Origin of the sequence: Stenotrophomonas pavanii, from assembly GCF_900101175.1 — a bacterium.
GTDB lineage: Bacteria > Pseudomonadota > Gammaproteobacteria > Xanthomonadales > Xanthomonadaceae > Stenotrophomonas > Stenotrophomonas pavanii.
Genome location: NZ_FNFQ01000003.1, coordinates 486,644 through 499,846, shown reverse-complemented (window position 1 = coordinate 499,846; position 13,203 = coordinate 486,644). Strand labels below are relative to the sequence as shown.

10 protein-coding genes and 3 tRNA genes are annotated in these 13,203 nt (G+C 66.4%); 3 read left to right on the top strand and 10 right to left on the bottom strand.

All coding sequences use genetic code 11. The features are described 5' to 3' along the window. Positions 1–10: 10 nt before the first annotated feature. The 10 genes from rplW to BLS66_RS08385 all read right to left on the bottom strand — a co-directional run bounded on the left by rplW (position 11) and on the right by BLS66_RS08385 (position 6,050). Positions 11–310 carry a 50S ribosomal protein L23 gene (gene rplW / locus BLS66_RS08430; protein WP_004145338.1) on the bottom strand — a complete coding sequence of 100 codons (300 nt, stop codon included), beginning with the start codon at positions 308–310 and terminating at the stop codon, positions 11–13. Beyond that, positions 307–912, bottom strand: a complete 606-nt coding sequence (rplD, locus tag BLS66_RS08425; protein WP_049470438.1) for a 50S ribosomal protein L4 — start codon at positions 910–912, stop codon at positions 307–309. The genes rplW and rplD overlap by 4 nt, the downstream gene beginning before the upstream one ends. A 12-nt stretch (positions 913–924) precedes the next feature. Continuing rightward, the gene (rplC, locus tag BLS66_RS08420) at positions 925–1,575 is read right to left on the bottom strand and encodes a 50S ribosomal protein L3 (protein WP_004145336.1); all 651 of its coding nucleotides are present in this window, start codon (positions 1,573–1,575) and stop codon (positions 925–927) included. Between the two features lie 11 nt (positions 1,576–1,586). Next, positions 1,587–1,898, bottom strand: coding sequence for a 30S ribosomal protein S10 (gene rpsJ / locus BLS66_RS08415; RefSeq protein WP_005408208.1), 312 nt, complete (start codon positions 1,896–1,898; stop codon positions 1,587–1,589). Between the two features lie 332 nt (positions 1,899–2,230). After that, positions 2,231–3,421, bottom strand: a complete 1,191-nt coding sequence (gene tuf, locus BLS66_RS08410) for an elongation factor Tu (RefSeq protein ID WP_014036096.1) — start codon at positions 3,419–3,421, stop codon at positions 2,231–2,233. A gap of 41 nt (positions 3,422–3,462) precedes the next feature. After that, a tRNA-Thr gene (locus BLS66_RS08405) sits at positions 3,463–3,538 on the bottom strand. A 49-nt stretch (positions 3,539–3,587) separates the two neighbouring features. Next, positions 3,588–3,661 (bottom strand) — tRNA-Gly (locus BLS66_RS08400). A gap of 24 nt (positions 3,662–3,685) precedes the next feature. Next, positions 3,686–3,771, bottom strand: a tRNA-Tyr gene (locus BLS66_RS08395). A gap of 137 nt (positions 3,772–3,908) precedes the next feature. Beyond that, positions 3,909–4,925 carry an isoaspartyl peptidase/L-asparaginase family protein gene (locus tag BLS66_RS08390; protein WP_074725648.1) on the bottom strand — a complete coding sequence of 339 codons (1,017 nt, stop codon included), beginning with the start codon at positions 4,923–4,925 and terminating at the stop codon, positions 3,909–3,911. Between the two features lie 105 nt (positions 4,926–5,030). Beyond that, positions 5,031–6,050: a cyanophycinase gene (locus BLS66_RS08385; RefSeq protein WP_074725647.1), complete on the bottom strand. Its 1,020-nt coding sequence runs from the start codon at positions 6,048–6,050 to the stop codon at positions 5,031–5,033. Positions 6,051–6,220: 170 nt separating this feature from the next. Here BLS66_RS08385 and BLS66_RS08380 point away from each other — a divergent pair, with 170 nt between their 5' ends. The 3 genes from BLS66_RS08380 to BLS66_RS08370 all read left to right on the top strand — a co-directional run bounded on the left by BLS66_RS08380 (position 6,221) and on the right by BLS66_RS08370 (position 13,083). Further along, positions 6,221–8,959 carry a TonB-dependent receptor plug domain-containing protein gene (locus BLS66_RS08380; RefSeq protein WP_074725626.1) on the top strand — a complete coding sequence of 913 codons (2,739 nt, stop codon included), beginning with the start codon at positions 6,221–6,223 and terminating at the stop codon, positions 8,957–8,959. A gap of 162 nt (positions 8,960–9,121) precedes the next feature. Then, entirely contained in the window at positions 9,122–11,893 is a 2,772-nt protein-coding gene (locus BLS66_RS08375; RefSeq protein WP_074725625.1) for a response regulator, read from the top strand. After that, a complete protein-coding gene (locus BLS66_RS08370) occupies positions 11,890–13,083 on the top strand; it encodes an EAL domain-containing response regulator (protein WP_049464669.1) in 1,194 nt (397 codons plus the stop codon). Before BLS66_RS08375 ends, BLS66_RS08370 begins: the two co-directional genes overlap by 4 nt. The last annotated feature ends 120 nt before the right edge of the window (positions 13,084–13,203 follow it).

Below are 13,203 nucleotides of genomic sequence, written 5' to 3'. Positions count from 1 at the left end.
GGGATGTACCTCAGGCCTTGGCCGTTACATCGATCGACTGGCCGTCGGCCAGGCGAACGTACGCCTTGCGCCAATCGCCGCGGCGGCCAGCACGGTTACGGAAGGACTTGTTCTTGCCCTTGACGTTGACCACGTTGACGGCTTCGACCTTGACGTCGAACAGCTGCTCAACCGCGGCCTTTACATCGGCCTTGGTGGCTTCGTTCGAAACTTCGAAGACATACTGGTTGGAGAGTTCCTGCAGGCGCGCGGTCTTTTCGGAGACACGCGGGGCACGCAGCACGCTGAAGATTTTTTCGTTGCTGTTCATGCCAGCCACTCCTCGACCTTCTTGACCGCGTCAGCGGTGATGACGACCGTGTCGGCACCCACCAGCGAGACCGGATCCAGGCCCTGGACGTCACGCACCTGCACGTACGGCAGATTGCGGGCGGACAGGTACAGGTGCTCGGACGCTTCTTCGGTGACGATCAGCGGGCGCTTGCCCACTTCCAGGCCGGCCAGCTTGGCGACCAGACCCTTCGTGTTGGTCGCTTCGACGTCGAAGGACTCCACGATGGTCAGGCGGCCCTGACGGTTCAGCTCGGACAGGATCGCGCACATGGCGGCACGGTACTGCTTACGATTGACCTTCTGCTCGAAGCTGCGCGGCTTGGCCGCGAAGGTGACACCGCCGCCGACGAAGATCGGAGCCGTCAGTGCGCCATGACGCGCGCCGCCGCCCTTCTGCTTCTTCGACTTCTTGGTGGTACCAGCCACTTCGGAGCGAGTCTTCTGTGCCTTGGTGCCGGCGCGACCGGCGTTGCGGTAGGCAACGACGACCTGGTGGACCAGATCTTCGCTGAAATCGCGACCGAACACGGCGTCGGAGACCGAGACCTTGTTGTTGCTACCCGTGATAACGAGTTCCATCGTCATCTCTCCTTATGCCTTGCTCGCCGGACGGACGATCACATCGCCACCCGCCGCGCCCGGAACGGCGCCGCGAACGGCGATCAGACCGCGCTCGACGTCGACCTTGACCACTTCCAGGTTCTGGGTGCTCTGCTGCACCGCGCCCATGTGGCCCGACATCTTCTTGCCCGGGAAAACGCGACCCGGGGTCTGGCGCTGACCCAGCGAACCCGGCGCGCGATGCGACAGCGAGTTACCGTGGGTTGCATCGCCCATACGGAAGTTGTGGCGCTTGATGGTGCCCTGGAAGCCCTTACCCTTGGTGACACCCTGGACGTCGACGATCTGGCCGACTTCGAAGATGTCCGCCTTGACTTCGCCGCCAACGGCGAAATCGCCGAGCTGCGCGTCTTCAACGCGGAATTCCCACAGGCCACGACCCGCTTCCACCTTCGCCTTGGCGAAGTGGCCGGCTTCCGGCTTGTTGACCAGGGCAGCGCGACGCGCGCCGACGGTCACCTGCACGGCGCTGTAGCCGTCGGTTTCGACGGTCTTGATCTGCGCGATGCGGTTCGGGGTTGCTTCGATCAGGGTCACCGGGATGGAACGGCCATCTTCGGTGAACACGCGGCTCATGCCGGCCTTGCGGCCCACGAAGCCCAACGAATACTTCTTCGTCATGGTCGTAGTCCTCAGGTCAGCTTGATCTGAACGTCGACGCCGGCAGCCAGTTCGAGCTTCATCAGCGCGTCCACGGTCTTGTCATTCGGGTCAACGATATCGAGCACGCGCTTGTGCGTGCGGGTCTCGTACTGGTCACGCGCGTCCTTGTCGACGTGCGGGGAGACGAGAACGGTGTAACGCTCGATCTTGGTCGGCAGCGGGATCGGGCCACGCACTTGCGCGCCGGTCCGCTTTGCCGTTTCAACGATCTCGCTGGCCGAACGGTCGATCAGACGATGATCGAACGCTTTCAGCCGGATCCGGATCTTTTGGTCCGCCATGGCGGTAGGTTCCTTCGTTAAAAGAGCGACAGACAAAGCCTCTGGGTTGCTTTGCCCCATGAAATTCCTGAATACGGACGGCCCGCAGTCCTGCAGGCCGACAAGGTCACTCCATGGACCTCAAAAACGTAGGCAGACCAGTTTCCCGGCCTGCCCAGACGTAGAAGCATAATGGCACGCAAGGCAGCTGTCAACAGTCGCCTGTTGACGCCGCCTGAATGGCATTGACCCTTCCTGGTCCGGGGAACACAAGGCACATCCTGTGCCTGCTTTCCCATTTGATACGCCCCGATGCCCTACCCAGGCAACATCGGGGCGCAGATACTACCAGATTACTCGATGATCTTCGAGACCACGCCGGCGCCGACGGTACGGCCGCCTTCGCGGATGGCGAAGCGCAGGCCTTCGTCCATGGCCACCGGGTTGATCAGGGTGACGACCATCTTGACGTTGTCACCCGGCATCACCATTTCGACGCCTTCCGGCAGTGCAGCGGCGCCGGTGATGTCGGTGGTGCGGAAGTAGAACTGCGGACGGTAGCCGTTGAAGAACGGGGTGTGACGGCCGCCCTCGTCCTTCGACAGGACGTACACTTCGCCTTCGAACTTGGTGTGCGGCTTGATCGTGCCCGGCTTGGCCAGCACCTGGCCACGCTCGACGTCGTCACGCTTGGTGCCGCGCAGCAGCAGGCCAGCGTTGTCGCCTGCCTGACCCTGGTCCAGCAGCTTGCGGAACATTTCAACGCCGGTCACGGTGGTCTTCTGCACCGGACGGATGCCGACGATTTCGATTTCGTCGCCAACCTTGATCACGCCGCGCTCGATACGACCGGTCACCACGGTGCCGCGGCCCGAGATCGAGAACACGTCTTCCACCGGCATCAGGAACGGCTTGTCGATCGCACGCTCCGGCTCCGGAATCCAGCTGTCCAGCGCGTCGACCAGCTTCAGGATGGCCGGCACGCCGATGTCGCTCTGGTCGCCTTCCAGCGCCAGGCGGGCCGAACCGGCGATGATCGGGGTGTCGTCGCCCGGGAACTCGTACTTGCTCAGCAGTTCGCGCACTTCCATCTCGACCAGCTCGAGCAGCTCGGCGTCGTCGACCATGTCGGCCTTGTTCAGGAACACGACGATGTACGGCACGCCGACCTGGCGCGACAGCAGGATGTGCTCACGGGTCTGCGGCATCGGGCCGTCAGCGGCCGAGCACACCAGGATCGCGCCGTCCATCTGGGCGGCACCGGTGATCATGTTCTTGACGTAGTCAGCGTGGCCCGGGCAGTCAACGTGGGCGTAGTGACGGATCGGGGATTCGTATTCGACGTGCGCGGTCGAGATCGTGATACCACGAGCCTTTTCTTCCGGCGCGGCGTCGATCGAGGAGTAATCCTTGAACTCGCCACCGAAGCGCTCGGCACCGATCTTGGTCAGTGCGGCGGTCAGCGTGGTCTTGCCGTGGTCGACGTGACCGATGGTGCCGACGTTGACGTGCGGCTTGGTGCGCTCGAACTTACCCTTGGCCATGGCTGCTTATCTCGAATTCGTCTGAGAGGTGATGCTTAAGATGGTGCTCACGAAAGGAATCGAACCTTCGACCTCTTCCTTACCAAGGAAGTGCTCTACCGACTGAGCTACGTGAGCCGAGTTTTGCATTATGACATGAACTCGATACTATTCAAAGTTCATTCAATGGAGCGGGAGACGGGAATCGAACCCGCACCATCAGCTTGGAAGGCTGAGGTTCTACCATTGAACTACTCCCGCGCCGGGAATGTCACAACGTGAAACTGGTGGAGGGAGGTGGATTCGAACCACCGAAGGCGTAAGCCAGCAGATTTACAGTCTGCCCCCGTTGGCCGCTTGGGTATCCCTCCTTACCACCCCGTCCCGTTGCCGCCGAAGCGTTGCGGTGTGTGGTGGTGAGCCGCTTATTCTGCTGATGGGACGAGGGGCTGTCAACGCTTTTTTCCATCTTTTTCACACGTCGTCGCAAACCCATTGATACGCAAGGTTATTGCCCGGGAGCCGGCAGTGCTTCGCTGGCGAAAATTGCGACATGGGGAACGCCGTCGGCGCCGATCCAGCCCCGATACATGCCCTGGGTGTTGAATGGCGCGGCCATTTTTCCATCGGCGCCGAGCACGATCGCGCCGCCGTCGCCGCCCATCTGCGGAATCGCCTGGTTGATGACGCCCTTGCCGGCCTGCTCCGGCGTCTGCCCCGGGTAGCGCATGCGCGCGCAGATCTCGTGCGCGGCCGCGGTGCGGATGTAGTACTCGCCCCAGCCGGTGCCCGACACCGCACAGCGCGCGTCGGCCCAGGTACCGGCGCCGATGATCGGCGAGTCACCCACGCGACCGTAGCGCTTGTTGGTCATGCCGCCGGTGGACGTGCCGGCGGCCAGGTGCCCCTGCGCGTCCAGCGCGACCGCGCCCACGGTGCCGAAGTGCCTTGCGGTCTCCAGGTCGGCATGGGCCTGGCCGCTGGCCTCTTCCTTCAGTGCACGCTGCAGCTGCTGCCAGCGCTTCTCCGTGCGGAAGTAGGAGGGATCCACCAGGGCAATGCCCTGCTCGGCCGCGAAGGTTTCGGCGCCCTGCCCGACCATCATCACGTGCCTGGACTTCTGCATCACGGTCTGTGCCAGCAGGATCGGGTTGCGCACCCGCTGCACGCCGGCCACCGCGCCTGCGGCCTGGGTGGCGCCGTCCATCACGGCGGCGTCCAGCTCGTTGTGGCCGTCATGGGTGAACACCGCGCCCTTGCCGGCGTTGAAGGTCGGATCGTCCTCCAGCACGGTGATTGCCGCAGTGACCGCGGCCAGCGCCGGGCGACCGGCCGCCAGTTCGGCATGCCCCTTCAGCAGCGCAGCGCGCAACGCATCACGCGCAGCCTTCTCTTCGGCCGGCGACAGGTCCCTGCGCTCGACGCCGGCGCCGCCGTGGATGACCAGCAGCGGCGAGACCGCTGGGGCGGCCTGGGCCAGCAACGGCAGGGACAGCAGCGCACACAGGGCCAGACGCAGTTTCATCGGGTACATCTCCAGCAGGACGAGGGAATGGATTGCAGGGTAGCGCCGGCCGCTGGCCGGCACGGGGCGCATCGGGGAAGGTGAGTTGCCGGCCAGCGGCCGGCCCTACCGAAGCGTGAACTCAATCTCGCCGTCGCTGATGTCGGCCACGGCCTGGTAATCGGCATCGGCCTGGACGTCGTCCAGCCGCATGCGGCTGCCACTGGCGACCACCGTTACCGGCACGGCATGGAAGCGCAGGGGTTCGCCCTCGACCAGACGATCGGCGCTGCGGCCGGGGCTGACCACCCAGACCCGGCCCTGGCCGTCGGCGCTGTAGACCTGTGCCTGGCCATCGGGCTCCACGCACAGGGCGGTGTCCTCGTCGACGCCGATGCCGACGATGCCGGGGTCGCCGCTCTCCAGCGCGGCACGGGCCACGAACACGATGAGGCGTCCGAGCCGGTCGCGTTTGTCGAAATGGGTGTCGGTGACCACGCGCTGCAGGTAGGGCATCTGCAGGAAGCCGCTGTCGAGGGTCACCGCGCGGCCCATCGGGTCGGCCAGGGCGCCGCCGGAGGTGATGCTGCCGCCGTCCATCGCGCCGTAGGCATAGCCCCCCAGGATGGCGAGCCCGGCGCTGGTACCGGCGATCGGCTTGCCGGCGCGCACATGCGCGTTGAGGGCGCGGTTGAGCGCGGTGCCCTTCCAGAAGCGGATGTAGCGCGACTGGTCGCCGCCGGCAATGAAGATCGCATCGGCTGCAGCCACCACCCGCAGCACCGCCGGATCGTCGGCGCCGCGACGGCTGTCGAAGACCAGGGTCTGCACGGCGGTGGTGCCGCCGATCTGGTGATAGAGACGGTCCTGCAGCTCGTCCTTGCCGGAGGCCCGCAGGATCAGCACGCGGCCATGGCCGGCCTGCTTCAGCCACCACTGGAAGGCCTCGGGCACCCATTCGCCACCGCCCATCAGCATCATCGCCGGTACGCGCGGACCGGGTCTCGGCGCATCCAGGTCACCCACTTCGTAGTAGGCGAAGCCCGGTCCCTGCAGGTCCTGGGCAGGGCTCGCGGACGGCCAGGCCAGGACCACCAACAGCAGCCAGAGGAAGGCACCGCGCCGGAGACTGCAGAGGGGTCGCATCTTGATCTCCCTGAACAAAATCGACTTGCAAGCGTTTTCACTCTTTGCCAGATAGACACCCGGTAGTCAAGGACATGAAAAAGGCGTTAAATGCGCGCGCCCATTCCAGAAATATGAATGGGGGACAGGGCCCCTCCTCTGCGGGCCGGCATCATTTTTGAGAATTCCTCATGCGTAGACAGGCGATGGCGTGGTCGATCCAGCTGGCGTTGATGGGCGTGGCTGCTTCCGCAGCGGCCCAGGCACCGGCTTCCTCTTCGGTTCAACAACTGGACGCGGTGCAGGTCACCGGCTCGCGCATTCCGCGCGCCCAGGTGGAAGGCCCGGCCCCGATCACGGTGATCAACGCCGAGCAGATCCGCTCCAGTGGCTTCACCAGCGTGCCGGACGTGCTGCGTGCGATGACCCAGAACGGCGGTGAAACGCAGAGCCCGCAGTCCTCCAGTGGCGCCGACTTCTCGCCGGGCGCGCAGCAGGTGGACCTGCGCGGCCTGGGCCCGAACCATACGCTGGTGCTGGTCAATGGCCGCCGCATCGCCGACTTCCCGATGCCGTTCAAGGGCCGCAGCAACTTCACCGATGTCTCCAACATCCCGCTGGGAATGATCGAGCGCATCGAAGTGCTGACCGGCAGCGCGTCGGCCATCTACGGTTCGGACGCGATCGCCGGCGTGGTCAACTTCATCCTGAAGAAAAAGGCCGACGGCACCACCATCGACATGCGCATGGGCACCACCACCGAAGGCGGTGGCGAGTCGTTCGACATGAGCCTGGCCAGCGGTTTCAGCCGTGGCAATTTCAACGCCGTCTACAGCGTCGAACTGCAGTCGCAGACCCCGCTGTGGGCCTATGAGCGTGACATCCAGGACTCGACCCAGGATGGCCCCACCGAGGGCTCGCGCATCGCGCGCCGTGCCTACCTGCGCACCGACTACAACGATGACTACCTGGACCCGGGCGCGGCCACCTGCGAAGCGCTGTCCGGCCAGAACCAGGGCAGCACCTATCGCGCCTATCGCCCGAGGTACGGCTACTACTGTGGCAGTGACAGCTCGATCGGCTATGGCACCATCCTCAGCAAGCGCCGCGGTGCCAACGGCTACGCGTCGCTGAGCTACGACTTCGACAATGGCCAGCAGTGGTTCGCCGACGTGCAGCTGGGCTACCACACGATGTCGCTGATGCGCGACGTCACCAAGTGGGGCCGCATGGACGCCAACGGCGACGAGTCGGGGTATTTCAACAACGAAGCGACCGGCGAGATCGAGTTCTGGCAGCGCCAGTTCTCCCCCGAGGAAATGGGTGGCCTGCGCAATGCCATGGTGCGCAGCACGCAGAAGACCTTCAGCGTGACCACCGGCTTCAAGGGCAACCTGGCCGGCAACTGGGATTACGAAGCGGCATTGAGCCATTCGCAGTACCAGTCGCGGATCAGCTGGGCACAGATCATTGCCGCCAAGGCCAATGACCTGTTCCTCGGCCCGCAGCTGGGCGTGGATGACGACGGTTTCCCGATCTACAACGCCGACCCGTCGCGCCTGTACCGGCCACTGACCCGCGCCGAGTACGACGCGATCGCCGCGCGTACCACCTACACCCCGAAGTCGCGCACGGAGACCGCCGCCTTCACCCTGACCAATTCGGCCCTGTTCGCCCTGCCCGGTGGCGACGCCGGGTTTGCCGCGACCGTGGAAGTGGGCCAGCAGGCCTACTCGCTGAATCCCGATCCGCTGGCGACCGAGTACTACTACTACAGCTGGAAGGATTCGGACGGCAACGGTTCGCGCAACCGCTGGGCGACCGCTGCGGAGCTGCGCATGCCGCTGCACGAGACGGTCAACCTGAGCGTGGCCGGCCGCTACGACCAGTACCGCTATTCCGGTCACACCATCGGCAAGGCCACCTGGAGCGGCGGCCTGGAATGGCGCCCGATCGACACGCTGCTGGTGCGCGGTTCGTATGGCACCGCGTTCCGTGCGCCTGACCTGCACTATGTATTCGCCGGCCCGGGCAACGACGAGACCAGCGCCGAAGACCTGTACAGCTGCCGCGCCGACGGTGCCAGCGACTGTGCCGACTACGAGCGCAACCTGATCCGCAGCCGCACCGGCAACCGCCAGCTCGACCCGGAAACCAGCACCTCGTGGAGCGCCGGCGTGGTCTGGTCGCCGGCGATCGGCCTGGACCTGTCGGTGGACTGGTTCGACATCGACATGCGCAACCAGGTGCAGGACATGGATGTGCGCACGATCCTGGCCAACGAAGCGAACTGCCGCCTGGGCAGCGCCGACGTCACCTCGCCGACCTGCGTGGACGCGCTTGCCCGCATCACCCGCAGCAACGACGGGCGCCTGTATGGCGTGCGCGTGGAGCCGATCAACGTCGCCCGCGAGTCCACCTCCGGCATCGACGTCGGCCTGCGCTACCGCCTGCAGACAGGGCTCGGCGATTTCATCTTCAACGGCACCCACACCTGGGTGAAGAAGCATGATTTCCAGCGCTACCCGGGCGACCGCAGCGAAGACCAGTTCGCAGTCAACAGCGGCTTCGACATCCCGCGCACCAAGACCGGCCTGAGCGTGACCTGGGAGAAGGAGGCATGGTCGGCGACGGTCTACGGCTCGCGCCTGGGCAAGCTGCCGACCTCGGACAGCTACGACCAGGTGTTCGACTGGGACAGCGGTGACAGCCCGTACGTGAAGGCAACCTACCGCTACAACGCCTCGCTGCAGTACCGCGTCGACGACCATTCGCGCCTGTCGCTGTCGGTGGTCAATGTGTTCAACAAGATGCCGCCGAAGGACCGTACCTACACTGCATACCCGTACTACGACGTGTCCTGGTTCGACAGCGTGGGGCGCACGATCAACCTGCAGTACACCCACAAGTTCGGTGGCAGCGCTCTGTAAGCACCCGGCCAGCGCAGACACAGAAGACCCCCGCTCCGGCGGGGGTTCTTTTTTCCGCCACCTGAACGGCACCTGCGCGTGTGCTTCAGCCCTGCCCGGCCGCAGGGGATTTTAGGAAACGGCTGATTCCGCGCCTTCCGCGCCGCTCCCTAGCATCGTTGCATGTTCCGCTTTCCCCGCCCTTCGCTGCAGCAGACCGTGCCATCGGCCACCGCGTCGGTGCTGTTGCGCTGCCTGACCGTGTGCGTCTTCCTCTGCCTGGCTGCGGCGGCCGGCTTCTACCTGCTCACGGCGTTCACCGAGGACATCTCGACCCATCGCCGCGAGATGAATGCCGCCGCCTACAAGGCCCAGATCTATTTCGACCAGCGCGAAGCCCTGCTGCGGTACCTGGGCGATTCGGTGCTGGCCGGCCGCCCGGATGCGCCCACTGCGGACAGCGAAGGCATGCGCCAGGTGGCGCTGGATGGCCCCGGCGGCCAGCCGGGCCAGCGACTGTTGTTGTCGGCACGCGCCGAGCACACGCTGCAGGCGCTGCAGACGCACCTGCTGCTGGTCGATGCGCGAGGTGCACATTGGCTGGCCGGCGACGCGGTCGACGTCGACCTGGCGCGCCTGCCATCGCTGCGTGCACTGCAGGCGCGCAACGGCAGCCTGAAGGGCGCGGGCCCGGTGTACTGGCTGCGCCCGGGTGAGCGTGGCGTTGCACTGGCAAAGCCGGTGCAGGCCGGTCCGCAGCCGGCGCAGTGGCTGGTACTGCTGCTTGATGCCGATGCAGCGGCGGGGATGATCGATGGCCAGGGCATCGGCGGTTACGCGCTGCTGGACCGTGCTGGACAGCCCGCACTGTCCAGCCAGGCGCCGCGGCTGGACCGCGCGGGCTGGACGACCCTTCAACAGCGCCAGAACGACAGCTTCGGCACGTTGTGGAGCGGCGGACTGCCGCGTGGCGTGGCGCTGGTCAAGGGCGTTGGCACCGATGGCTGGCGGCTGGTCTACCACCTGCCGCCGCCACTGCTGCTGGGCGACCTGGCCGCGCCTCTGCTGGTCTGCCTCCTGTTGCTGCTGCTGGCCGGCGTCGCGCTGCATCTGCTGCAGCATCGCGTGGACCGCCAGTTGATCCAGCCGGCCCTGCAGCAGCACCGCCGGTTGCTGGAGAACCTGGATTTCAGTTCGACGGTGATCGACATGGCACCGGTCGGCATCTGCGTGCTGCGCCGCGACGACCGCGCGCTGCTGCTGTCCAACCAACTGCTGCGCGACTGGCTGGGCGAAGAAGGCGAGCACAGCGACTGGCAGGCTCCGTGGCGCGGGCACGCCGGCGAACGCGGGCGTGGGCTGGAGTTCACCACCCGCGACGGGCGCCAGCTGCAGGTGCTGCACGCAGCCTGCCGCTACCAGGGCGACGACGTGCTGCTGTGCGTCTTCCATGATATTTCCCGGCACCGCCAGGCCCAGGCCGCGTTGTCGTCGGCGCGCCAGGCTGCCGATGCGGCCAACCAGGCCAAGAGCGCGTTCCTGGCCACCATGAGCCATGAGATCCGCACCCCGCTATACGGCGTGCTGGGCACGCTGGAACTGCTGGGGCATACCGAACTGGATGCCCGGCAGTCGCAGTACCTGCGCACCATCGAGAGCTCTTCATCGGTCCTGCTGCAGTTGATCAGCGACGTGCTGGATGTTTCCAAGATCGAATCAGGACAGCTCAGCCTGGAACCGGCGGCGTTCTCGCCGCGCGAACTGACCGAGAGCGTGCTGCGCAGCTTCGCCGCGTCGGCCACCTGCAAGGGCCTGCAGGTTCTGGTCTGCACCGATCCGCGCCTGCCGACGCGGGTGCTCGGTGATGCCGACCGCATCCGCCAGGTGCTGGCCAACCTGCTCAGCAACGCGATCAAGTTCACCGAGCATGGCCGGGTGGTACTGCGCGTGCGCCAGGTGCAGCACGAAGGTGATTCGAGCGTGCTCGCCTGGCAGGTCACCGACACCGGCGTCGGCATCCCCGCTGAGGAGCAGGCACGCCTGTTCGAACCGTTCCGGCAGGTGCGCGGTGCGGCCAGCGCGCAGGGCACCGGACTGGGCCTGTCCATCAGCGACCGCCTGGTGCGCCTGATGAGCGGCGAACTGCAGGTGGTGAGCGAGCCGGGCCTGGGCAGCAGCTTCAGCGTCCGCCTGCCGCTGCCGGTCCTGGCCGCCGCCGAAGACGGGCCCGCGCTGCTGCCGGACCCGCCGATCCTGGTGCGCGGCCGCAACCGCGAGCTGGTCGACAGTGCCTGTGGATGGCTTCGTCGCTGGGGCGCCAACGCACAGCCCCTGCAGGGCGACCCGGCGTTGCTGGACCATGATGGCGCGATCCTGCTCGATGGCGAAGCCGGGATGCCGCTGCCGTGGACAGGACCGCGCGTGGTGGCGTCGATCGAGGGCGGTGACCAGCCGATCGTCGCGGCCGATGGCAGCCTGGTGGTGACCCTGCACGGCATGGCCGCGATCGGCAATGCGCTGGCCAACGTGCAGCGGCAACGTGCAGCGCAGCCGGAGCCCGCCCGCCTGGCGCCACCGATGCCGCTGGGCCTGCGCGTGCTGGCCGTCGAGGACAATCCGATCAACCGGGTGATCCTGGCCGAGCAGCTGCGCACCCTGGGCTGCGAGGTGGAGCTGGCCCAGGACGGCGTGGAAGCCCTGCAGCGGTGCCGCGATCAGTGCTTCGACCTGGTGGTGACCGACATCAACATGCCGCGCATGGACGGCCACGCACTGGCCCGCCAGCTGCGCGATGACGGCAGCCTGGTGCCGGTGATCGGCGCCACCGCCAATGCCACCGCCGAGGAACGCGAGCGCTGCCTGGCCAGTGGCATGCAGGGCTACCTGAGCAAACCCATCGACATCGCCCGCCTGCGCAAGGCACTCACCGCCCTGCGCCAAGGAGACCCCGCATGACCCAGCGTGTCCTGATCCTGGAAGACCAGGCCTTCCAGCGTGGCTTCCTGGCCAACCTGTTCGGCAGCCGCGCCGACGTCCAGGTCGATGCCTGCGAAGACGTCGAGGCGGCCATCGCGCTGTGTGCGTGCCAGCCCTACGACCTGGTGGTCAGTGACCTGCTGATGCCCGGGCAGGACGGCATCCAGTTCATCCAGGCCCTGGCGGCCCAGCCGCGTCCGCCGCGCCTTGCGGTGGTCAGTGCGGCGCCGCGGCGGATGATGACCTCGGCACGGCTCATGGCCGAATCGCTGGGGCTGGATGTGATCGGCCTGCTGCCCAAGCCGGTGGCGGCGGCCGACGTGGACGCCCTGTTCGAGGCCCTGGCGCAGGCGCGTCCGGCCGCCGGCGAGGTTCCCGCGCGCGCACCGGCAGCGCCCGAACCGGACGCATCCCAACTGCGCCAGGCCATGGCCGACGGCAGCCTGACGGCCTGGTTCCAGCCGAAGAAATCGCTGCAGTCCGGACGGGTGGTGGCGGCCGAAGCCCTGGTGCGCTGGCGCCATCCGCAGCTGGGCACGCTGGCCGCTGGCAGCTTCCTGCCGGCGATCTGCCGCCACGGGTTGGAGGGCGAGCTGCTGCGGATGATGCTCAAGGCCAGCATCAGCGCACAGGCACGCTGGCGCAAACAGGGCTTCCGGGTACCGGTATCGATCAACCTGCCGCCTCATCTGCTGGAACAGTCGGACCTGCCCGATGAACTGCTGGCGCTGACCCTGGCCCACGGCGGCAGCCCCGGTGAGTTGTGCTTCGAGCTGATGGAGAACAGCACCACGCGGCACGTCAGTGATTTCTATGCCGGGGCCTGCCGGCTGCGCATGAAAGGCTTCGGCCTGGCCCAGGATGATTTCGGGCAGGGCCTGAGCTCGGTCCACAATCTGGTCAATACCCCTTTCACCGAGGTCAAGATCGACCGCGCGCTGGTCAGCGGCTGCGCCCGTGATCCAGCCCTGCACCTGACCCTGTCGACGGTGATCGCACTGGCCAACCAACTGGGCCTGACCATCGTGGCCGAAGGCGTGGAAAGTGATGCGGACCTGGCCGCACTGCGCCAGCTCGGATGCAGCCAGGTGCAGGGCTTCCTGATCTCGCAGGCGCTGCCGTCGGACGAGTTCACCCGCCTGCTGGACGAGGAAGCGCCCTGTGGATGACCGCCTGCGGGCCGCGCTGCGCTGACGCCGGCTCCGCGGCGGCTTCACGAAACCATCAAGCGGCATTGATGATCCTGTCTGCGCTGCGGCGGGGGGACCTGTGCCGCTGCTGCTACCGGT